We start from the raw sequence: 20253 nt of genomic DNA, 5'->3' as shown, positions 1-20253 counted from the left end.
AATATGTAGATAGAGATAGCATCAGTATCAGTTTGATTGGCTCATCACTATCTCTCCTCGTGATAAAGCAATGGCGTTAATAGCAAGCTGGATGAGGTACTACACCAAGAATTAATGATTAATAATTTAAAACATATAATTTTTATATATTAGTTTTATAAATAAACAGTGCTTCGTTATGCTCTCTATATCAACAATGATTAACTTGATTGATGGTTTGTTCTTTCTATTACCATAGCCCAGGAGTTTTGCCATGTCCGATTCAACCAACACCCCAACCGACAAAAACACCACGCAAGATACCGCTGGTTGCCCGATAAACCACCAAGGTAACAGCGACACCGCAACCAATACAACTTATGATCAAGGTGATGATAAGGGACCGACGATTCATAGTGAAAACGCTGATCAAACACACGCACCGCAGCGTCCTAGCATGGGCGGCTGTCCCGTCATGCATCAAGCGCATACTACCACCGCCTCTGCTGTGACTGACTGGTGGCCGAATAGCTTAAACCTAGACATATTGCATCAGCAAGACAAAAAGACTGACCCAATGGGAGCAGACTTTGATTATGCTGAAGCGTTCAAACAACTTGATTTAGAAGCGGTCAAAACCGATTTGAAAAGCCTCATGACCGAATCACAAGAGTGGTGGCCAGCAGATTGGGGTCATTATGGTGGCTTGATGATTCGTATGGCGTGGCATTCAGCGGGTACATATCGCGGTGCCGATGGTCGCGGCGGTTCTAATACTGGTAATCAACGCTTTGCGCCACTAAATAGCTGGCCGGACAACGCCAACCTAGACAAAGCGCGCCGCCTACTATGGCCCATCAAGAAAAAGTACGGCAACAAACTATCATGGGCTGATTTGATGATTTTGGCAGGCAACATGGCTTATGAGTCTATGGGCTTTAAAACGCTAGGCTTTGCTGGTGGTCGTGCTGATATTTGGCATCCAGAAAAAGACATCTACTGGGGTTCTGAACGCGAATGGCTGGCACCGACCGAAAACCGTTACGATAGCGATAAAGACCGTGCATCCCTCGAAAACCCACTAGCAGCGGTACAAATGGGCTTAATCTATGTCAACCCTGAGGGCGTCGACGGTAACCCTGACCCATTGAAAACCGCTCAAGATATGCGTACGACGTTTGGGCGTATGTCAATGAATGATGAAGAAACGGTTGCCTTGACCGCGGGTGGTCATACCGTTGGTAAGTGTCACGGTAATGGCGATGCGACCATACTAGAAGACGAGCCAGAAGCGGCGGATGTCAAAGAGCAAGGTCTAGGCTGGCGCAATCCTAAAGGTAATGGCAATGCCGGTGATACTGTTTCAAGCGGTATTGAGGGCGCGTGGACAACCAATCCAACTCAGTGGGATCATGGCTATTTTGAATTATTATTGAACCACAATTGGGCATTAACCAAAAGTCCAGCAGGTGCATGGCAGTGGGAGCCCACAGATATTAAAGAAGAAGACCGTCCATTAGATGCTCATGATCCAAGTGTCCGCCGTAATCCGATCATGACTGATGCTGACATGGCATTGATCAAAGATCCTGTTTATCGCGAGATTTCAGAGAAATTCCATAACGACCCAGCGTATTTTGATGAGGTGTTTGCCAAAGCATGGTTCAAGCTAACTCACCGTGACCTAGGGCCTAAATCTCGTTACTTAGGGGCAGATGTACCGAGCGAAGACTTTATCTGGCAGGATCCTATTCCAGCAGGCAATGCAGACTTGAATGCTGATGATATTGCAGCGCTAAAATCGCAAATATTGGACAGTGATTTGAGCCGCCGTGAATTAATCATTACCGCATGGGACAGCGCACGTACATTCCGCGCATCAGACTATCGCGGCGGTGCAAATGGCGCACGTATCCGCTTAGCCCCGCAAAAGGACTGGGCAGGCAATGAGCCAGAGCAGCTACAACGTGTGCTTGAGGCGTTAACCCGCATTCAGTCTGACTTTGATAAAGACGTGAGCTTGGCAGATTTGATTGTGCTTGCTGGTAATACTGCTATTGAGCAGGCAGCGAATGATGCAGGCATAGAGGTTACGGTACCATTTACCGCAGGTCGCGGTGATGCAGAAGCGGCAATGACCGATACCGAATCTTTTGCAGACTTAGAGCCTTTGCATGACGGCTATCGCAACTGGGTCAAAGAAGACTATGCGGTCTCTCCTGAAGAGATGCTGCTCGATCGCACGCAGCTAATGGGATTGACAGCGCCTGAGATGGTGGTATTGATTGGCGGTATGCGCGTCCTTGATACCAACCATGGACAGAGCCAACAAGGCGTCTTCACTGACCGTGTTGGGGTCTTGACCAATGACTTCTTTGTCAACTTGACCGACATGAACTACACGTGGCATCCCGTGAAAACAGGTGACGAGCCAAGCAACACGGTCAATAGTTACGAAATACGTGAGCGTAGTACCGGTAATACCAAATGGCAAGCCAGCCGTGTGGATTTAGTATTTGGCTCAAACTCTATCTTGCGTGCTTATGCTGAGCTATATGCGCAGGACGATAACTTAGAGAAATTCGTTCGTGATTTCGTTAGCGCTTGGAGCAAAGTCATGAATGCGGATCGTTACGATATCGCCAAATAAGTCTGGTTCGCCAAACTGATTGGTCATAGATGAGCATATAGATGATGAGCAGCTGTCTTTTAGAAGGCAGCTGTTTTTATGTTTGTGTCTAACACAATAGCTAGTACTATTTTGGTTGTTTTGCGTTGATAAAATAGATACTTATAACTAATATTAAAAATCCTACTCCTATATTCATAATTATCATAAATTGATAGCTATTTATTATATACAAGAATAATAGCTTTGTTTTACACTACGCTCTTATGGCACATTTGTAAGTTTTTACTTTCATATACAAATCTTTCAAATATAGGTAAGGTTTGTATTGTTACACAATAGGATTCAGTGATGGCAATCGATGTAGTGGTCAATCAGCGACATTTGCAAATTCAGCTCAAACAGTTGGAAACAGTCTGGCATACGGTGATTAATGGCTATAACTTAAGTCAAGCAGCGACTGTACTGCACACCAGCCAATCGAGCTTGTCAAAGCATATCGCGGCACTTGAAAACCAACTGAAGACCGAAGTATTTATTCGTCAAGGAAAGCGTCTGACAGGGCTGACCACCATGGGTACGGCGCTTATGCCACATATCGAATCTATCTTTGCCGAGATTCGTACCATTGAAAATCTGAGCCTAGATTTTAATAATCCTAATATTGGCACATTGACCATTGCGACGACCCACACGCAGGCACGCTATGTGCTGCCGAAGGTGGTTAAAAAATTCAAAGATCGCTTTCCCAAAGTCAATTTGATCTTGCAACAAGCGGATCCTGAGACCATCGCGCAGATGGTTATTCGTGGGCAGGCCGATATTGGCATTGCAACGGAGTCATTGCTCCATAATAACTACCTACGCTGTTATCGTTATTATGACTGGACACACCGCGTCATCGTACCAAGCGATCATGAGCTTGCAGGCTTAGAGTCCATTGATCTGCCGACGCTGGCCAGCTATCCGATTGTGACTTACCATGGCGGCTTTACCGGTCGCGGCGCGATTGATAAAACCTTTGAAGCAGCAGGTCTAGAGCCAGATATTGTGTTAGCAGCACTTGATGCGGATGTGATTAGTACCTATGTTGGACTTGGCTTAGGCATTGGTATCATTGCCGAGATGGCCTTTGAACCAAGTCATTATCAGAACCTAACTGCCATACCAGTCGATCACTTCGGGCGTTTCACCAGTTGGATGGCGGTGCGTGATGATGCGGAAATCCGCCAATACGGTCGTGCCTTTATGGAGCTTTGTCAAAAACAATTTGACAACTAGACAAAGCGGCTAGAGCGTCTGTCTTACCTTACCCCACCTTTACCGAGCTTATGCATAAGTGATAAAATACAGTCTCAAACGTTATTCAACGTTTTATTTCGTTTTTATTTCTGCATGTATTGCTGGACGCCTAGACATTTAATTGTACTGGGTGTCGATCACTACATGTCCATTTGCTTCTATGTAACAGGTGATACCGCTCATGGAAAAACTCGTAGCGATCATTATGGCAGTTTTTGCCGTCCCCTTGATTATTGGCGGCGCTTATCTGCTCTCTTTAGGCGGTAGTCCTTACTATCTTTTTGCTGGCGTTATGATGTTAACGACAGCATTTTTATTGTTCAAAAAACACTGGAGCGCTTACGGGGTGTACGCGATATTTATCGTTGTGACACTAGTATGGTCGCTTTGGGAATCTGGATTTTATTGGTGGGCGCTGGCAACTCGCTTGGGTTTCCCACTAATATTTGGTTTATTAATGCTTTTACCGTGGGTCTCTAAGAAGATGCACGGGAAACACGCTCAAGTAACAACCACAAACAACGTTAAGAAAAGTCCTCTTTATTATTGGGGACTAATGGCCAGTGTGGTTGTGGGCGCACTGCTCTCTTTCGGTAGTATGGCCAATAATGCCACCGACAAATTGGGCGAACTCGATTTAACTGCCAAAGATGACGGCGATCAAAACGCCACTTCTACCAACCTTGGCGACCCATTATCCACTGGTGAGCAAACACCAGATGGCGAATGGAGCGCGTATGGCCGTACTGATTATGGACAACGCTACTCTCCTCTGGCTCAGATCAACACTGAGAATGTCAAAGATTTAGAACTCGCTTGGCAAATCCAAACCGGTGATGTCAAAGGTCCTAATGATGTTGGCGAAACCACTTATCAAGCAACACCATTAAAAATCGGCAACGCTCTTTATATGTGTACGCCGCATAACTGGGTGCTAGCATTAGATGCCGACTCTGGTGAGACTCTATGGAAGTTTGATCCTAAGGTTGGCGAAAACCTCCAACGTCAGCATCAAACCTGTCGCGGTGTATCTTACTATGCTGGTCAAGCTGGTACAAACAGCACTACGCCATCAGCTAATGCTAATATCGAGACAGCTAGCAATAGCGCCGTCAGTGACACCACTGATAATAACGTAGTAGCGGCTAATAAACCGGCCGCGACTGGCGATACATTGGTGCAAAAAATTGCTGGAAATACCTTTGAAAATCCTTCCAAGCAATGCGATGCCAAGATCTTTATCCCAACTTCTGATGCCAAGCTATATGCATTAGATCCAAAAACGGGACAACGCTGTCAAGACTTTGGTGAAGATGGTGCATTAGACCTCATGCACAACATGCCGTTCCCGCAAGCAGGCTACTACTACTCAACGTCTGCACCCGTCGTCGCAGGTGGCGTTATTATTGTCGCTGGTGCTGTTAACGACAACTACGATGTAAACTCACCCTCTGGTGTGATCCGTGCTTATGACGTGAATACTGGCGAGCTTATGTGGAACTGGGATTCAGGCGATCCTGACAACACAGCTCCTTTTGATGTCAATGATCCAACTCAAGTCTATCGCACCAGCTCGCCAAACTCATGGTCGACTGCCAGTGCTGATGAAGAGCTTGGTTTGGCCTACTTCCCAATGGGCAATCGCACGCCCGATCAGCTCGGTAGCTATCGTAATGCTGCTGAAGAAAAGTACGCAACCTCTGTGGTCGCACTAGATCTTAAAACAGGTGAAGCGCGCTGGGTACAGCAGTTTGTCCATCATGATCTTTGGGATATGGATACGCCTGCTCAGCCAACATTGCTTGACTTAAATACCGCTGATGGTGTCCAACCTGCGTTGGTTATACCGACCAAACAAGGCGATGTCTACGTCTTGAATCGTGCCACAGGCGAGCCTATTGTACCTATCAAAGAGCGTGATGCACCGCAAGGCTATCTCATTGCTGGTGAACATGCTGCTCCGACGCAACCTTACTCTGGCTTGAGCTTTGAGCCGCCGATGTTGAAAGAAAAAGACATGTGGGGCGCAAGTCTCATCGATCAGATGATGTGCCGTATTGAGTTCAACAAACTCAACTACGACGGTCGCTACACGCCGCCATCAACCAACGGTACGTTAGTCTATCCTGGTAACTTTGGTACCTTTAACTGGGGCGGACTCGCTGTCGATCCTGAAAATGGCGTGATGTTCGGTATGCCAACTTACCTTGCCTTTACCTCAAAACTCATCCCTAAAGACACACTTGGCGATGTTGAGACCAATAAAGGTGAACAAGGTGTGAATGCAAATGAAGGCGCAGACTATGCGGTAGAAATGGGACCATTTTTATCACCACTTGGTGTACCTTGTCAGCAGCCACCATGGGGTACGATCGCAGGTGCTGATCTGGCCACAGGCGAGATTGCTTATCAGCGCAAAAACGGTACCGTACAGGACTTATCTCCTATTCCAATCAAGTTTGAATTGGGGGTGCCTGGTATTGGCGGCCCTATCATCACTAAAGGTGGCGTCGCATTCTTGTCTGCTGCAACAGAAAACAACTTCCGTGCTTATGATTTGAAAAATGGCGATGTCCTATGGAATGTACGTATTCCAGCAGGCGGACAAGCCACGCCTATGACTTATTTGAACTCTAAAGGTGAGCAGATGGTGGTATTGGTAGCTGGCGGACATGGTTCAGTAGGTACGAAGATTGGTGATTATGTGGTCGCTTATAAGCTTGGCGATCAAGCCAAATAAGTGATTTAAAAACTTACCATTTACATAATGTCATTTCAAAAAAGCAGGTAACTTCGGTTACCTGCTTTTTTATGTGCGACTGGTTTTGTTATACAAATACTTTTGATATAGATATGTTTGATAACAAGCTTATCGGCAGCCTTATCTTTTGCTAGCTATACCTACTACCCACTAATGGCGCTTTGTTGTGAATTGTTACTGCTTGGTCACACGGCTTGAAATCGGTAATGGTGACAAGCATATCAAGAGAAAATAATTAGTCACTCTACTGGATAATTTATGAATAACAAAATCCCTTTATCTTTTTTAGATCTCGCACCTGTACCTGAAGGCCATACCATCGCTGAAGGCATCGCCCAAACGGTTGAAACCGCACAGCAAGCAGAAAGATCTGGTCTAAACCGTTATTGGATGGCTGAGCATCACAATATGCCGGGTATCGCCAGTGCAGCAACCTCAGTATTGCTGTCGCACATCGGTAGCCAAACCGAGCGTATCCGTATTGGGGCAGGCGGTGTGATGCTACCTAATCACGCCCCGCTGGTCATCGCTGAACAGTTTGGCACCTTACAAGCGCTTTATGGCGACCGTGTTGACTTGGGTTTAGGACGCGCACCTGGCACTGATGGGGCGACGTTTCAGGCACTGCGCCGCCAAATGCAAGACGCCGAGCGTTTTCCACAAGACGTCCAAGAACTGATGTACTTCTTGGGCAATGATACAGATGGCAGCCCTGTACAAGCGTTCCCTGGCGCCAGATCAGGCGTCCCTATTTGGATATTGGGCTCGTCCCTATTTGGTGCGACCTTAGCCGCGCATTTAGGACTGCCCTATGTGTTTGCCTCACATTTTGCACCGCAAATGCTAGGACAAGCAATTAAAGCCTATCGTGAGCAGTTCAAACCGTCTGCCTATTTAGATAAGCCTTATGTCATGCTGGCTGCAAACTTGTTACTGGCTGACGACGATGAGACTGCTCAGTATCACTTTACCTCAGCACAGCAGAGCTTTGTACGTTTGCGCCGTGGTGAGACAGGTCAAATGCCAAAACCTACGCACGATATGGACAGCATCTGGAGCCAAGCAGAAAAAATGATGGTAGATAATGCGCTGTCAGTTTCATTCATTGGTTCTGTCGAGACAGTCAAACCAAAATTGGCTGCGTTTTTGGCAACCCATCAACCAGATGAATTGATTGTAACCGCTAATGTACATAATCAAGCAGCGCGTATTCGTTCACTTGAACTTACACCGGAGCTAAACTTATTTACTTTACAATCAAATGAGACACTTGCATAATTATTGCCAAACCTTAACTGGATTTTTGACATGGAAGCAACTGCGGTTATCGGTGCATCACTTATGATTGGCTCGTCGATATTTATGTATATCTTGGCATTTCTTGCAGTCATGGCTATCGGTGGATATCTGACCTATCGTACCAGTCCTAAGCGTAAGCAACGTCGAGAAGAAAAACGTAACCGAGACAATATAAATTGACATTCAACCCCCCCCTTTTTTTCAAAATAGAAAAAAGGGGGGTTTTAGTATTACAACGACCAGTTGACGCTATGTCCAACAAAGCACTGACTATATAAGCTACATCAAACCAAGCGCACGTAAGGCGGCCGCACCAAACGCCATGCCAAACATACCAACCACCGTCGTAAACGCCAAAATATTGGCCGCCAATATGTCATTACCCCCCATCGCTTTTGCCATGACATAACTGGCCGCTGCGGCTGGTGATGCCACCATCAAGAATAACACGCCCATATGGACGCCTGATAAACCAAATGCCAAACCAATCGCAATGGCGACGGTGGGTGCAATCACAATCCGACCAATACTTGCCTGCATAGATAACCCTGAGGCACTCAGCATCGATTTCAAATCAATACTAGCACCAGCGCAAATTAGTGCCAGCGGCAATGCAACCGCTGCTAATAGATCACCCGTTGTATGAATAACGCCTGTAAGCGGTGGCAATGGCAATGCCTTATAAGCGAATGCTGATAGCAATGCCAAAATAAGTGGGTTGGTAAATACCTTTTTGATGATCATAATACTGCGACTGATCAAAGTATCATCCACACTTTTAGAGACACGACTTAACGTAATGACCGCTAAAATATTAAACAATATGGTGACTACGCCCATGTAAACGGCACCAATACTTAAACCACGCTCACCATAAGCATTGGCAACGGTTGCAAGGCCAATAATCGCCATGTTGCTACGGAAAATACCTTGTACGAACACGCCTTGGTCGGCAGGACGTTTGATGAAGCGTTTGGCATACAGCTCCGCCCCAAAGAACAGGACAAATGTCACCAAAATACCAACAAAAATTAGCTTAACTTGCTGACCATAATCAACATCGCTATCGACCACGCTAAAGAATAGCAAGCAAGGCAGGCAGTAGTTAAAAACAAAGCTGGATGCCTGATCAATGAAACTTTGGCTCGCCTCGCCACGTCTTTGCATAAAAAAACCCAACCACATCAAAGCAAGGTTGGGGAATACAATAGTAATAGCAAAAACAATAGCATCAATCATAAATAGGCTCAATTCGGTGACAAGCCCATCATGATATGAGCATCAACAAGAAAATTTAATAAGTAATAATCAGATTTTACGACCTAGTATAGAGACAAAGCAGCAAGTAAGACAAGTTTGAATGAGACTTTATTTCGATAATAGAGTGGTTTTTCAATAAACAAAAGCCCGCAATAAAATATTATTACGGGCTTTTTATATCATGGATGCTTTGTTATAAAAGGCTTTAGCATACTACTGTTACGAGTCAAGCGCAGCCTTTGCTTTTTTATGTTTTTTGACCGTCATCGCCAATAACTGTATGGCCGCAGGTGTGACACCGCTGACACGTCCAGCTTGAGCTAGCGTCGCAGGACGAACTTGCGTGAGTTTTTGTACAATCTCGTTTGATAGCCCTGATACCACACTATAATCAAAATCTAGCGGTAGCGCCGTGTTTTCTAAGCGCTTCATTTGATCAATATCTTCTTGCTGACGATCGATATAGCCGGCATATTTGACAGAAATCTCGATCTGCTCTCCTACTTGCGCATCAACGGTTGAGTCAGTAATAGCCGCGATATCAGCAAAACGTATCTGCGGACGCTTGAGCAAATCAAAGGCAGTCGATTCTTTAGAGAGTACCTCACCTGTCTGCTCAGATAGTTTCTGACCCAAGGTATTTGTCGGCGTGGCCCACATGTCTTTTAGGCGTGACGTCTCTGTCGAGATCGCCTCCATTTTTTCTTGATATGCTTGCCAGCGCACATCATCTACCAGCCCTAGCTTGCGACCCGTCTCTGTCAAGCGCTGATCGGCATTGTCTTCACGTAGCAGCAAACGATACTCTGCACGGCTCGTAAACATACGATAAGGCTCGGTCGTACCATGGGTGATCAAATCATCCACAAGTACGCCAAGATACGCTTCATCACGGCGCGGGGTCCACGTGTCAAACTCGCTATTGTTGGTCGTCACCAATGCGGCATTGGTCCCTGCTAGCAAACCCTGCACGCCCGCTTCTTCGTAGCCAGTCGTACCATTGATCTGACCCGCAAAGTACAGACGATCAATCGATTTGGTCTCAAGCGTGGGCTTGAGGTTTTGTGGATCGAAATAATCATATTCAATTGCATAGCCTGGACGCGTGATATGGGCGTTCTCAAGCCCTTTCATGCTATGAATAAAATCTAACTGCACATCAAACGGCAAACTGGTTGAGATACCATTCGGATACAGCTCATGCGTGGTCAAGCCTTCTGGCTCAATAAAGATCTGATGGCTATCTTTGTCCGCAAAACGATGAATTTTATCTTCGATAGATGGACAATAACGCGGGCCTACGCCTTCGATTTTGCCAGAGAACATCGGCGAGCGATCAAGATTTTCACGGATGATATCGTGAGTACGCGCATTGGTATGCGTGATATAGCAGTTGACTTGCTCAGGATGCATAGAAACATCACCCATATAGCTCATGACAGGCAGCGGCGTATCACCAGGTTGTACCGTCATCACGCTAAAATCAACGCTACGTGCATCGATACGTGCTGGCGTGCCTGTTTTTAGGCGACCTACTGGCAATTTCAGCTCACGCAAGCGATCGGCGAGCTTGATAGAAGGCTGATCGCCTGCACGCCCGCCATTTGAGTTTTCTAGACCAATATGAATGACGCCGCCCAAGAAAGTCCCTGAGGTTAATACGACTGTTTCGGTCTTAAAAATAATACCTGTAGAGGTCACAACAGCTGTCGCACGGCCATTCTCTACTAAGATATCATCAGCGGCTTGCTGAAATATATCTAGGTTTGGTTGATTCTCTAACGTATGACGAATAGCCGCTTTATACAAGATACGGTCTGCTTGCGCACGTGTGGCACGCACAGCAGCGCCTTTACGGCTGTTTAGTACACGAAACTGGATACCTGCTTTGTCCGTTGCTAGCGCCATTGCGCCGCCTAATGCGTCAATCTCACGCACTAAATGCGATTTACCGATACCGCCAATCGCGGGATTACAGCTCATCTGACCAAGCGTCTCGATATTATGGGTCAACAATAAGGTCTGAGCGCCCATACGTGCAGCCGCCAAAGCAGCTTCTGTACCAGCATGACCACCGCCGATTACTATCACGTCGTAATGTTTTGGGTATTGCATGTGTGCCTCACTTGACTCATAACGCTGCTGATTGACGTATCTTGTGTTCAAATAAGAAAACCATCAGCAAATAAACGTCAGTCGTATTTATAAAAAAGATAACGACTCAGATAAATCGTTCATAATTGGTTGAATAACCCATCATTATAACAATTTTTTCACGCTTAAAAAACGCTAGGATAAAAACTATTATAATTAAGCGCAAAGATACTTACGCCAGCATCACTTTGGTTGTTAGCTTTTGAGTTCGTAATGATCTCTTAGTTATTACTGTTTCCACGGCTCAAGGGTACGATCTGATCCGATTGACCGCTAGACAGCATATGATGGCTACCATACCCTTCTGGGTTTATCTGTAGATAGGCATTCATTTGACCAATCGCCTCACCATCCTCACTCGCTAAAATCTGCGCTTTGATAAGCTCAACTGGCGGTAATGGTAAGTTTTTGAGCAAGGCCAAGCGCTGATGGTTATCACCCTTGTTGACTACTAATTCGATAAGTTGACGAGCATCGATTGGCAAATCTGGCGTGTTTTGAGCCAACAATGCCAAGTGATAAGCACCTGCTGGATCTTGGTCCACAACAATGCGCTGTTCAATAGCGATATAGGTCGCTTCAGTTGCACCGCCCGCCACACTAAGCTGATGAATACACTTCAGTGCTGAGTATGACTCATTGTTAGCAATCTCAATGATCCGCGTAGATTCGTTTTTTAAACGCTCACGACGCTTTTCAATCGCCGCCTGCTCAGCCGCTTCTCTCTGCTCATTTAACTGTTCACTGGTTTGGTTATTCATAAAGCTCTCTTAATTATCTGATAATTATTATTTATATCGCTGGTATCTTCGACAATATATGGGGGTAAATCCCCTAAAAACAACGAAGCCTAATGACATAGGCGCGTGGAAATACTAGTAAGGACAAGAATAGATAGAGTATTAGTGACACTAATAGCAATAATAAAAAAACCCAAATAGCCATTAATGACTACTTGGGTTTGCTGTGCTCGTATCTTACAAAGAATAATTGGACATTAAATACATCCAATTCACACTTTTAAGTATTAAGCAGCAGGGCTGTTTGCTTCAACCAATGGCTTTAGCTCGCCTGATTGATACATTTGCAAGATGATGTCTGATCCGCCCATCAACTCACCATCAATCCATAATTGTGGGAAAGTTGGCCAGTTCGCAATTTTTGGCAACGTTGCACGGATTTCTGGGTTTTCTAAAATGTTTACAAACGCAAATGGACGACCAATCTGAGTCAACACTTCGATAGAGCGCGCTGAAAAACCACACTGCGGAAATTGCGGTGTGCCTTTCATGTAGATAATGACTTTATTGTCACGGATTTGATCACGGATCAATTGTTCAACGTCGTTTGCAGCAGTGTTTGGGGTTTGCTCACTCATAAAAGCTCCTATTGATAAAGCGGTTCATTAAAATGATTATTTATATAAAAATAATTGTGTAAAGACGTGGTTGATACATGGGGCGACTGCCGCTGTATTACAAGCACGAATTTCGATCTATGTAGGTTCAACAGTATTAGGGACTAATAATACCACGGCATTGGCCATGATGCCTTCTTGACGACCCGTAAATCCCAATTTTTCAGTCGTGGTGGCTTTTACACTGATATTGCTAATATCCGTTTGTAAGTCGCTCGCGATATTAGCGCGCATCGCTTTGTTGTGCGGTGCCAGCTTTGGACGTTCACACATCACCGTGATATCAGCATTGCCTATACTATAACCAGCCTCTTGCACTTTACTATAAACATAACGCAGCAAAATCCTTGAATCCAATCCAGCATGTGCCGCATCGGTATCAGGAAAATGCTGCCCAATATCGCCAAGTGCAAGTGCGCCCAGCAGCGCATCAGCCAATGCATGCAAGACCACATCCCCATCAGAGTGTGCGAGCAAACTATGAGAATGCTCAATCGGCACGCCCGCTAGAATGACATATTGTTGCTGCTGACCATTATTATGAAAAGCATGAACGTCGATACCTTGACCAATTTTTATCATTATTATTCCAAGATGAGTTAAAGGTGATTAAAATAATTCAAAACCACTATCTGAATTTTCAAAGTGGTTTTACGAGTAGCCAGACACCATCGGTCGCCACCAGTTTCAATTAACTGGTATAATATGACGTTTATTTTATCATAATACCAGATCCAGAAGACAAGCTGACGTTGTTGTGCTGACACTACGTATTGTAGTGATTGCATAACGCTTGGCGTCGGCATGTATTTTGGATAACGTATAAATAGTTGAGCCGTTTTATGTCAGCCATACAATACACTTCAAGCACAACCGTTTCTGAGTCTTTTAATGCTCATCGCCCTTTAACACTTGCTGATGTCGAAAATCCTAGCACCAAGCATGTGATCGTCGGTATGTCAGGTGGGGTCGATTCTTCTGTATCAGCCGTATTACTTCAGCAGGCAGGCTTCAAGGTTGAAGGGCTGTTTATGAAGAACTGGGAAGAAGATGACGGCACCGAATACTGTACAGCAATGGATGACCTCGCGGACGCGCAAGCGGTCTGTGACAAAATTGGCATCAAACTGCACACCGCAAACTTTGCAATGGAATATTGGGATCGCGTATTCGAGCACTTTTTGGCAGAATATAAAGCAGGACGCACCCCAAACCCTGATATTTTGTGCAACAAAGAAATTAAGTTTAAGGCGTTTTTAGACTATGCGTTGACGCTTGGTGCAGATTATATCGCGACCGGTCACTATACGCGCCGCAGTGTCAACTATAGTAACGCTGATGGCACAGAAGTTGCCCAGCTACTGCGCGGCCTTGATAACAATAAAGACCAAAGCTACTTTTTGCATGCGGTCGGCGGTGACAAAATCGCGCAGACCTTGTTCCCTGTGGGTGAGCTAGAAAAACCTGAAGTACGCCGCATCGCAGAAGAGCATGATTTAGTGACCGCGAAGAAAAAAGACTCAACCGGTATTTGCTTCATTGGTGAGCGCCGTTTTAAAGATTTCCTACAACAGTACTTGCCTGCCCAAAAAGGCGAGATACTTACTGATGACAATAAAGTCATCGATACTCATGATGGCCTCATGTATTACACATTGGGTCAGCGCGGCGGCATCGGCATTGGCGGTGTCAAAGACCGTCCCGAGGAGCCGTGGTTTGTATTGGCAAAAGACTTAGAGAAAAATCGTTTAATCGTCGGTCAAGGGCATGAACATCCCATGCTAATGAGCAACGAGCTAAAAGCCTATAAGCTCGATTGGATTGATGGTTTACCACCTGCGGATGTGTTTAGCGACGAAGGCTTAGCCTGTATGGAGAAGTCTCGCTATCGCCAGCCTGATCAAGCGTGCCGCGTGTTTGCGACCAATGCTGATGGCAGTGAGGTTCGAGTGGTATTTGATGAGCCGCAGCGCGCTGTCACTCCTGGACAGTCAGCGGTATTTTATATCGATGAAGTATGTTTAGGCGGCGGCGTGATTGAATCTATCGATGCACCATGTGGATTTTAATTGCTTCCTAACACCCAACTTAAAGCACAGATGTTGATGCAGTAAATAGATTTATTTTGACGAGGGTCAACATCGCTTTATTTGCATAGACCGCTTTTTTAATATCATATTTCTGCTATATTACGCGCAACGATTTCGACGCCGTTTTTTATATGGTAATTTTTTATCTAGACTCTTGCAGTTTTTTATTTCATAACTACTGAGGCACAACCATGACCCCACTTACCGCTCTCTCTCCAATTGATGGTCGTTACGCATCAAAGGCTGACAGCTTACGTCCTTATTTATCTGAATTTGGTCTAATCAAAGCCCGCGTTACGGTAGAGATTCGCTGGTTGCAGTCTTTAGCTGACAACAGCGCAATTGGTGAATTAGCAGCATTTGATGACCAGACCAACGCTTTTTTGAATGCAATCGTTGATGATTTTAGTGAAGCCGATGCCCAAGCGATCAAAGACATCGAAGCGACGACCAATCATGATGTAAAAGCGGTTGAGTACTTTATCAAGGACAAGTTCCGAGGTCAGGATGCCTTGATTGATTCTCTTGAGTTTATTCACTTTGCCTGTACCAGTGAAGATATCAATAACCTATCGTATGCATTGATGCTCAAAGACAGCCGCAAGCTTGTCGTTGCCAAAATGCAGCAAGTGACTGATAGCATCGTTGACTTAGCGATTGCTCATGCTGATCAACCAATGCTATCACGTACACATGGTCAGACAGCCAGTCCAACGACATTGGGTAAAGAGATGGCAAACGTGGCCTACCGCCTTGCTCGTCAAATCAAGCAAATCAATCAAGTAGAGTTATTGGGTAAAATCAACGGCGCCGTTGGCAATTACAATGCGCATTTTTCAGCGTATCCTGACGTCGACTGGCAGAGTCATGCTGAAGCATTTATCAATCAGCGTCTAGAGTTAACCTTTAACCCTTATACGACTCAAATTGAACCACATGACTATATCGCTGAGTTGTTTGATGCTGTTAAGCGTTTCAATACCATCTTGATCGATTTTAACCGTGATATTTGGCAATATATCAGCTTAGGCTATTTTAAACAGCGCCTAAGAGACGGTGAAGTTGGCTCTTCTACCATGCCGCATAAAGTTAATCCAATTGACTTTGAAAACTCTGAAGGCAACTTGGGCGTTGCCAATGCGATGCTGGCCCATTTGGGTGAGAAGTTACCGATTTCACGTATGCAGCGTGATTTGTCAGACTCTACCGTATTACGTAATATCGGTGTTGGCCTAGCACAGAGCATGATTGCTTTTGATGCGTGCCTAAAAGGTGTAGGTAAACTTGAGCTAAATGCACAGCGTTTAAATGACGACTTGAATCAAGCGCAAGAAGTGTTGGCAGAACCGATTCAAACGGTCATGCGTCGCTACCGTGTTGAAAACCCGTATGAAAAACTAAAAGCCTTGACTCGCGGTAATGCCATGACTCGTGAAGCCATGCTAACCTTTGTTGAAAGCGATGAGCTATCGGCTGTTAGCGATGTGGATAAAGAACGCCTACGTGCATTGACGCCTGCTACTTATATCGGTAATGCCGCTGAGCAAGCACGTGCTATTAAAGATTGGATTGCCAAACTATAACTGTCAGGCTTTAATGGCGATCTGCGTCCAATATGCGTCAGGATAATAAGTCTGTGCTTGCTAGTACAATTGCGGTATTCATCGTTATGGTACTGGCAAGCATTGAGCCTCTAGAGTGGTCGAGCTACCTGTTACATCAGCTAGGTACGCTGCTTTTTTTGGCATTAATGCTAGGTGCTTATCGCTATCGCTATGTTAGCTCACGCTCCTATGTGCTCGCGGCGTTATTTTTAATTATTCACATCGTAGGCGCACGCTATTTATACTCATACGTGCCCTACGATGATTGGATAGATCAGCTGTTTGGTTTACGTTTGGATGAATTATTTGACTGGCAGCGTAATATGTACGATCGTCTTGTGCATTTTAGCTACGGGGTTTTACTGTTCAATGCGATGGTAGATATCTCAAAGACTATCTTTAACGTTCAATCTGTCAAACTACTCATCGCACTTGCTCTCATGATTAATATGTCATCAAGTCTGCTCTACGAATTACTCGAATGGAGCATTGCAATGACGTTATCTCCAGAAGCTGCCGAAGCTTATAATGGTCAGCAGGGTGATATATGGGACGCCCACAAAGATATGGCTTTAGCATTACTCGGTGGGCTAATTGCGGCAGTTATTATGCTATTTGAAACTCGTCAAAACCAAGTGGTATCTAATTAAGTGACTAATCGTCCTTTTTATCATCATCACTGTCACCTGGTATGATGGCTTTACCGACCGCGACAGTGCCTTTGACCACACCTTTAGTGGTTTTGTAGGCGATTTTGGCAGGTACGGTGACGATTTTATGGACACAAGCTTGCAAGAAAAACACACTGGCAATAATGACAACAAAATGTAATTTTTTCATAACTTTCCTACGATTCGATGGCTGCTCTGATGATAGCCATCAGATAGGTGATCATCATAAACGATTAATCCCTTCTTATAAAGCATCCCTTACTATCAATCTTGTACGTATTTAAAATATGGATTTGCCCATGACCTCTATTCCTCTTTGTCTACCCGACTCTATTACGCCTGAGCAGTTTTTGGCTGAATACTGGCAGAAAAAACCACTGCTTATCAAGCAAGGCTTACCGCAGCTGATCGATATGTTTGAGCCCGATGATATGATGGGTCTTGCCCTTGAAGAAGATGCTAGCGCACGCTTGCTAACCCAAGCAGCCAGTAAAAAAGAAGGTCAAGCGCAGTGGCAACTCAAAAAAAGCCCACTGAGCGAGACTGATTTTGACAACCTGCCAGCGCAGTGGACAGTCCTTGTGCAAAACCTAGAGCAATGGTCACCAGAGCTCGGTCAGTTGTGGCAAGCATTTGACTTTATTCCGCAGTGGCAACGTGATGATATCATGGTCTCTTATGCCCCTAAAGGAGGATCGGTTGGTAAGCATTATGACGACTACGATGTATTTTTGGCACAAGGCTATGGTTCACGGCGCTGGCAGTTGGGCAAATTCTGTGATGAGCAGACAGAGTTTGTTGCTGATGAGCCTATTCGCTTGTTTGACGATATGGGTGAGCTTATCTTTGATGAGATACTAGAAGCGGGTGATGTGCTTTATGTACCGCCTAAATTATCGCACTTTGGGGTGGCACAAGATGACTGTCTGACTTTCTCGTTTGGCTGTCGTCGTCCAAACTTGATGCAAATCATCGACAGTGTGGCAGATATTGCAACCAATGACAGCCAGTTATTTATCCCTATGCTACTGCCGCAAGCGCTACAAGCATCAGGCGAATTACAAGCAGACAGTGTTGCTGCTATCAAAGCGCAATTGCTAGAGATGCTACAATCTGAGCGCGGTGATGATATGATTCGTCAAGCAGTCTCTGAGGTGGTGAGTAAGCGCCAATACGATGCGCTGATGCCAGAGGAAACACTGGGCACCGATGAGCTTGTACAAGCCTTGTCTGAAGGTGCGCTATTGCAAGCGGACTATAGCAATCGCCTACTCTATAACAAAACTGGTAATGGTATTGTGCTGTATGCCAATGGGCAGCGTCTCGATGGACTTGATGATGCAGCAATAGCAGTGTTGGTACGTTTGGCTGATGGAGAGCCATTACAATATAGTGATGTGAAGGATATCGATACAGATGATTTAAGCGAATGGTTAGAAAACGGTTGGATATGGGTCAATATGACTGAATAAAACATAAGGGGCTGTAGTAGATAAGGATTAAATATCACACCATTTTCTCAGGAATTTTAGCTGATTAGATGGTGAACCATAGTTAAATCTAAACTCACATTCTTTTAAAAATAAATGGAAGTTCTTCTTATCGATTCCATTATACTTTCTGAGTGTTCGTTTAGACTGATTCCAGAAGTTCTCAATGCCATTGATGTGATTGTTTTTACCGCAAGTGAACTCTTTAGAGTGATTGACTCTGAAATGTTTAAACTCGCTCACATCCAGTGCATTGTAACTTCGATAGCTATCCGTATAAACAAAGCTGTCAGGCTTGATTTTACGCTTAATAACAGGCATTAGAGTAGTCTGTTTGGTGTCTGCTACGACAATGGTATACACCTTACCGTTTCGTTTTAGAATCCCAAATACAGCGGTTTTACCAGCAGCCCCGCGACCTCTTTTGCCTTTGCGTACACCGCCAAAGTAACTTTCATCTAATTCGACCTCACCATCAAAAAGCTCATCAGCTTGTAATGAGAGATGGTAATCTATCACAAGTCTTATTTTATGATAAAAAAGTGCAGCACTGTTAGGCTGGATATTAAGCAAATCTGCGGCTGTTCTAGCAGTCACTTCAGCCGTAAAAAACTCTAACAGCCTTCGCTGTATTTTTTTACTTAGTTTACAATGGGTTATCTTCATAAAAGTAGTCTAGCATAGTGCTTATCTACTACAGCCCCAAACATAATCATCAAATTTTAGCTGAATAATGCACAATAAAAAAACCGCTATCTGATAATTACTCAGATAGCGGTTTTTTCTTATGCATATTACACAATTACTCGTTCAATACTCATAATGATGTATCAAACGCCGCTTAGTATTTATTAAAACCACTATAAACACTAAACGTGTTGGTCGTTAATACTATTACTCTGTACCAAGCTCAAGCAAGCTAGCATTACCACCAATCGCTGTGGTGTTAATCGTCTTAACACGCTCAGTGACAAAACGATGCAGATAATCAGGCGTTAACATCTCAGACAGTCCTTCCATATCAGTGACACTGATGACTTGAGTCAAAATACCATCTGTCTTTGCAAGCTCTTGACTGATGGCTTGTACTTCACTACGACTGCCAGAAACGGCCACCTGAGCAAGACGATCAATGTATAAAAGTGTGATGGTTTGCGAGTCATTAGCCACGCTCAATACATCTTCGCTAATACCCGTATCGTACAGGATTTTAGCGGCTTCATTGCACATCTCATTTTGGCTTGGGCAATGCAGTATGACTTCATTACCAGTCAATAATGCAGCCACAAGCTGACCTAGTACGGCCATTGCTCTGGCTGATTCGCCACCAACGACCATTGTCTTACCACGACCAGTGACGTACAAGTCGTTTGACTCACCTGTCGCACCAGTCATACGATGCGTCTCATCTAAGCTTGGCGCCGCGTTCAATAGGTGATTGAATAAACGCTTTGCTTTGTTGGCATCACCAGTCAATAGAGACAACTTTGGAATTGCCGCCTCTAGGTACGTTGCGCGATTGACCGCGCCAAGTAGTCGCCAAGATTCACAAACCTGGGCATGATTTTTTTTGAATTCAGTCGCCATGTTGCTACTC

The 20253-nt window shown here is 44.8% G+C and carries 17 protein-coding genes; 9 read left to right on the top strand and 8 right to left on the bottom strand.

The genetic code is table 11. The annotated features are described in order from the left end of the window. The first annotated feature begins 436 nt into the window (after window positions 1–436). The 5 genes from katG to CUR83_RS06190 all read left to right on the top strand — a co-directional run bounded on the left by katG (window position 437) and on the right by CUR83_RS06190 (window position 8150). Complete coding sequence (gene katG, locus CUR83_RS06210; protein WP_284719823.1) at window positions 437–2629, top strand: catalase/peroxidase HPI; 2193 nt, start codon at window positions 437–439, stop codon at window positions 2627–2629. Between the two features lie 330 nt (window positions 2630–2959). Then, a complete protein-coding gene (locus CUR83_RS06205; RefSeq protein WP_093069053.1) occupies window positions 2960–3889 on the top strand; it encodes a LysR substrate-binding domain-containing protein in 930 nt (309 codons plus the stop codon). A 202-nt stretch (window positions 3890–4091) separates the two neighbouring features. Further along, on the top strand, window positions 4092–6650 hold the full coding sequence (locus CUR83_RS06200; protein WP_093069051.1) for a membrane-bound PQQ-dependent dehydrogenase, glucose/quinate/shikimate family: 2559 nt from the start codon (window positions 4092–4094) through the stop codon (window positions 6648–6650). Between the two features lie 279 nt (window positions 6651–6929). Then, window positions 6930–7949: an LLM class flavin-dependent oxidoreductase gene (locus tag CUR83_RS06195; RefSeq protein WP_186474657.1), complete on the top strand. Its 1020-nt coding sequence runs from the start codon at window positions 6930–6932 to the stop codon at window positions 7947–7949. 30 nt (window positions 7950–7979) lie between these two features. Next, the gene (locus tag CUR83_RS06190; RefSeq protein WP_186474658.1) at window positions 7980–8150 is read left to right on the top strand and encodes a hypothetical protein; all 171 of its coding nucleotides are present in this window, start codon (window positions 7980–7982) and stop codon (window positions 8148–8150) included. Window positions 8151–8249: 99 nt separating this feature from the next. Here the strand turns inward: CUR83_RS06190 and CUR83_RS06185 are convergent, their stop codons facing one another. The 5 genes from CUR83_RS06185 to ispF form a co-directional block, all read right to left on the bottom strand. Continuing rightward, a complete protein-coding gene (locus tag CUR83_RS06185) occupies window positions 8250–9209 on the bottom strand; it encodes an AEC family transporter (RefSeq protein ID WP_277077856.1) in 960 nt (319 codons plus the stop codon). Window positions 9210–9449: 240 nt separating this feature from the next. Beyond that, entirely contained in the window at window positions 9450–11345 is a 1896-nt protein-coding gene (gene mnmG, locus CUR83_RS06180; RefSeq protein ID WP_186474660.1) for a tRNA uridine-5-carboxymethylaminomethyl(34) synthesis enzyme MnmG, read from the bottom strand. A gap of 260 nt (window positions 11346–11605) precedes the next feature. Continuing rightward, window positions 11606–12145 carry a hypothetical protein gene (locus CUR83_RS06175; protein WP_186474661.1) on the bottom strand — a complete coding sequence of 180 codons (540 nt, stop codon included), beginning with the start codon at window positions 12143–12145 and terminating at the stop codon, window positions 11606–11608. A gap of 266 nt (window positions 12146–12411) precedes the next feature. Next, window positions 12412–12762 carry a Grx4 family monothiol glutaredoxin gene (gene grxD, locus CUR83_RS06170; RefSeq protein WP_057759647.1) on the bottom strand — a complete coding sequence of 117 codons (351 nt, stop codon included), beginning with the start codon at window positions 12760–12762 and terminating at the stop codon, window positions 12412–12414. Window positions 12763–12879: 117 nt separating this feature from the next. After that, complete coding sequence (ispF, locus tag CUR83_RS06165) at window positions 12880–13383, bottom strand: 2-C-methyl-D-erythritol 2,4-cyclodiphosphate synthase (RefSeq protein ID WP_186474662.1); 504 nt, start codon at window positions 13381–13383, stop codon at window positions 12880–12882. Window positions 13384–13757: 374 nt separating this feature from the next. Here ispF and mnmA point away from each other — a divergent pair, with 374 nt between their 5' ends. From mnmA to CUR83_RS06150, 3 genes are all read left to right on the top strand, one after another. Continuing rightward, the gene (mnmA, locus tag CUR83_RS06160; RefSeq protein WP_414706370.1) at window positions 13758–14870 is read left to right on the top strand and encodes a tRNA 2-thiouridine(34) synthase MnmA; all 1113 of its coding nucleotides are present in this window, start codon (window positions 13758–13760) and stop codon (window positions 14868–14870) included. 212 nt (window positions 14871–15082) lie between these two features. After that, on the top strand, window positions 15083–16474 hold the full coding sequence (purB, locus tag CUR83_RS06155) for an adenylosuccinate lyase (RefSeq protein ID WP_277077430.1): 1392 nt from the start codon (window positions 15083–15085) through the stop codon (window positions 16472–16474). Window positions 16475–16506: 32 nt separating this feature from the next. Next, complete coding sequence (locus tag CUR83_RS06150) at window positions 16507–17145, top strand: DUF2238 domain-containing protein (RefSeq protein ID WP_284719308.1); 639 nt, start codon at window positions 16507–16509, stop codon at window positions 17143–17145. A 4-nt stretch (window positions 17146–17149) separates the two neighbouring features. On the opposite strand, the gene CUR83_RS06145 is transcribed toward CUR83_RS06150, so the two are convergent. Further along, window positions 17150–17335: an NF038104 family lipoprotein gene (locus tag CUR83_RS06145; protein ID WP_284719307.1), complete on the bottom strand. Its 186-nt coding sequence runs from the start codon at window positions 17333–17335 to the stop codon at window positions 17150–17152. Window positions 17336–17465: 130 nt separating this feature from the next. Here CUR83_RS06145 and CUR83_RS06140 point away from each other — a divergent pair, with 130 nt between their 5' ends. Continuing rightward, entirely contained in the window at window positions 17466–18638 is a 1173-nt protein-coding gene (locus tag CUR83_RS06140) for a JmjC domain-containing protein (protein WP_284719306.1), read from the top strand. A gap of 27 nt (window positions 18639–18665) precedes the next feature. Here the strand turns inward: CUR83_RS06140 and CUR83_RS06135 are convergent, their stop codons facing one another. Both CUR83_RS06135 and CUR83_RS06130 read right to left on the bottom strand, forming a co-directional pair. Beyond that, entirely contained in the window at window positions 18666–19322 is a 657-nt protein-coding gene (locus tag CUR83_RS06135) for an IS1595 family transposase (protein WP_189586920.1), read from the bottom strand. A 228-nt stretch (window positions 19323–19550) separates the two neighbouring features. Then, complete coding sequence (locus CUR83_RS06130; RefSeq protein ID WP_071001423.1) at window positions 19551–20243, bottom strand: 1-pyrroline-5-carboxylate dehydrogenase; 693 nt, start codon at window positions 20241–20243, stop codon at window positions 19551–19553. Between the last annotated feature and the right edge of the window lie 10 nt (window positions 20244–20253).

Origin of the sequence: Psychrobacter pocilloporae, assembly GCF_029872915.1 — a bacterium.
GTDB classification, from domain to species: Bacteria; Pseudomonadota; Gammaproteobacteria; order Pseudomonadales; family Moraxellaceae; genus Psychrobacter; species Psychrobacter pacificensis.
The sequence above is the reverse complement of the archived record's forward strand: the minus strand, read 5'-3'. Positions and strand labels throughout refer to the sequence as shown.

Excerpts from the sequence above, each read along its gene's own strand:
- CUR83_RS06150 (WP_284719308.1), top strand. The coding sequence starts at position 16,507 with ATGCGTCAGGATAATAAGTCTGTGCTTGCTAGTACAATTGCGGTATTC.
- purB (WP_277077430.1), top strand. The coding sequence starts at position 15,083 with ATGACCCCACTTACCGCTCTCTCTCCAATTGATGGTCGTTACGCATCA.
- CUR83_RS06145 (WP_284719307.1), bottom strand. The coding sequence starts at position 17,335 with ATGAAAAAATTACATTTTGTTGTCATTATTGCCAGTGTGTTTTTCTTG.
- CUR83_RS06140 (WP_284719306.1), top strand. The coding sequence starts at position 17,466 with ATGACCTCTATTCCTCTTTGTCTACCCGACTCTATTACGCCTGAGCAG.
- CUR83_RS06175 (WP_186474661.1), bottom strand. The coding sequence starts at position 12,145 with ATGAATAACCAAACCAGTGAACAGTTAAATGAGCAGAGAGAAGCGGCT.
- katG (WP_284719823.1), top strand. The coding sequence starts at position 437 with ATGGGCGGCTGTCCCGTCATGCATCAAGCGCATACTACCACCGCCTCT.
- CUR83_RS06190 (WP_186474658.1), top strand. The coding sequence starts at position 7,980 with ATGGAAGCAACTGCGGTTATCGGTGCATCACTTATGATTGGCTCGTCG.
- CUR83_RS06195 (WP_186474657.1), top strand. The coding sequence starts at position 6,930 with ATGAATAACAAAATCCCTTTATCTTTTTTAGATCTCGCACCTGTACCT.
- mnmA (WP_414706370.1), top strand. The coding sequence starts at position 13,758 with ATGTCAGGTGGGGTCGATTCTTCTGTATCAGCCGTATTACTTCAGCAG.
- ispF (WP_186474662.1), bottom strand. The coding sequence starts at position 13,383 with ATGATAAAAATTGGTCAAGGTATCGACGTTCATGCTTTTCATAATAAT.
- mnmG (WP_186474660.1), bottom strand. The coding sequence starts at position 11,345 with ATGCAATACCCAAAACATTACGACGTGATAGTAATCGGCGGTGGTCAT.
- CUR83_RS06185 (WP_277077856.1), bottom strand. The coding sequence starts at position 9,209 with ATGATTGATGCTATTGTTTTTGCTATTACTATTGTATTCCCCAACCTT.
- CUR83_RS06205 (WP_093069053.1), top strand. The coding sequence starts at position 2,960 with ATGGCAATCGATGTAGTGGTCAATCAGCGACATTTGCAAATTCAGCTC.
- grxD (WP_057759647.1), bottom strand. The coding sequence starts at position 12,762 with ATGAGTGAGCAAACCCCAAACACTGCTGCAAACGACGTTGAACAATTG.
- CUR83_RS06135 (WP_189586920.1), bottom strand. The coding sequence starts at position 19,322 with ATGAAGATAACCCATTGTAAACTAAGTAAAAAAATACAGCGAAGGCTG.
- CUR83_RS06130 (WP_071001423.1), bottom strand. The coding sequence starts at position 20,243 with ATGGCGACTGAATTCAAAAAAAATCATGCCCAGGTTTGTGAATCTTGG.
- CUR83_RS06200 (WP_093069051.1), top strand. The coding sequence starts at position 4,092 with ATGGAAAAACTCGTAGCGATCATTATGGCAGTTTTTGCCGTCCCCTTG.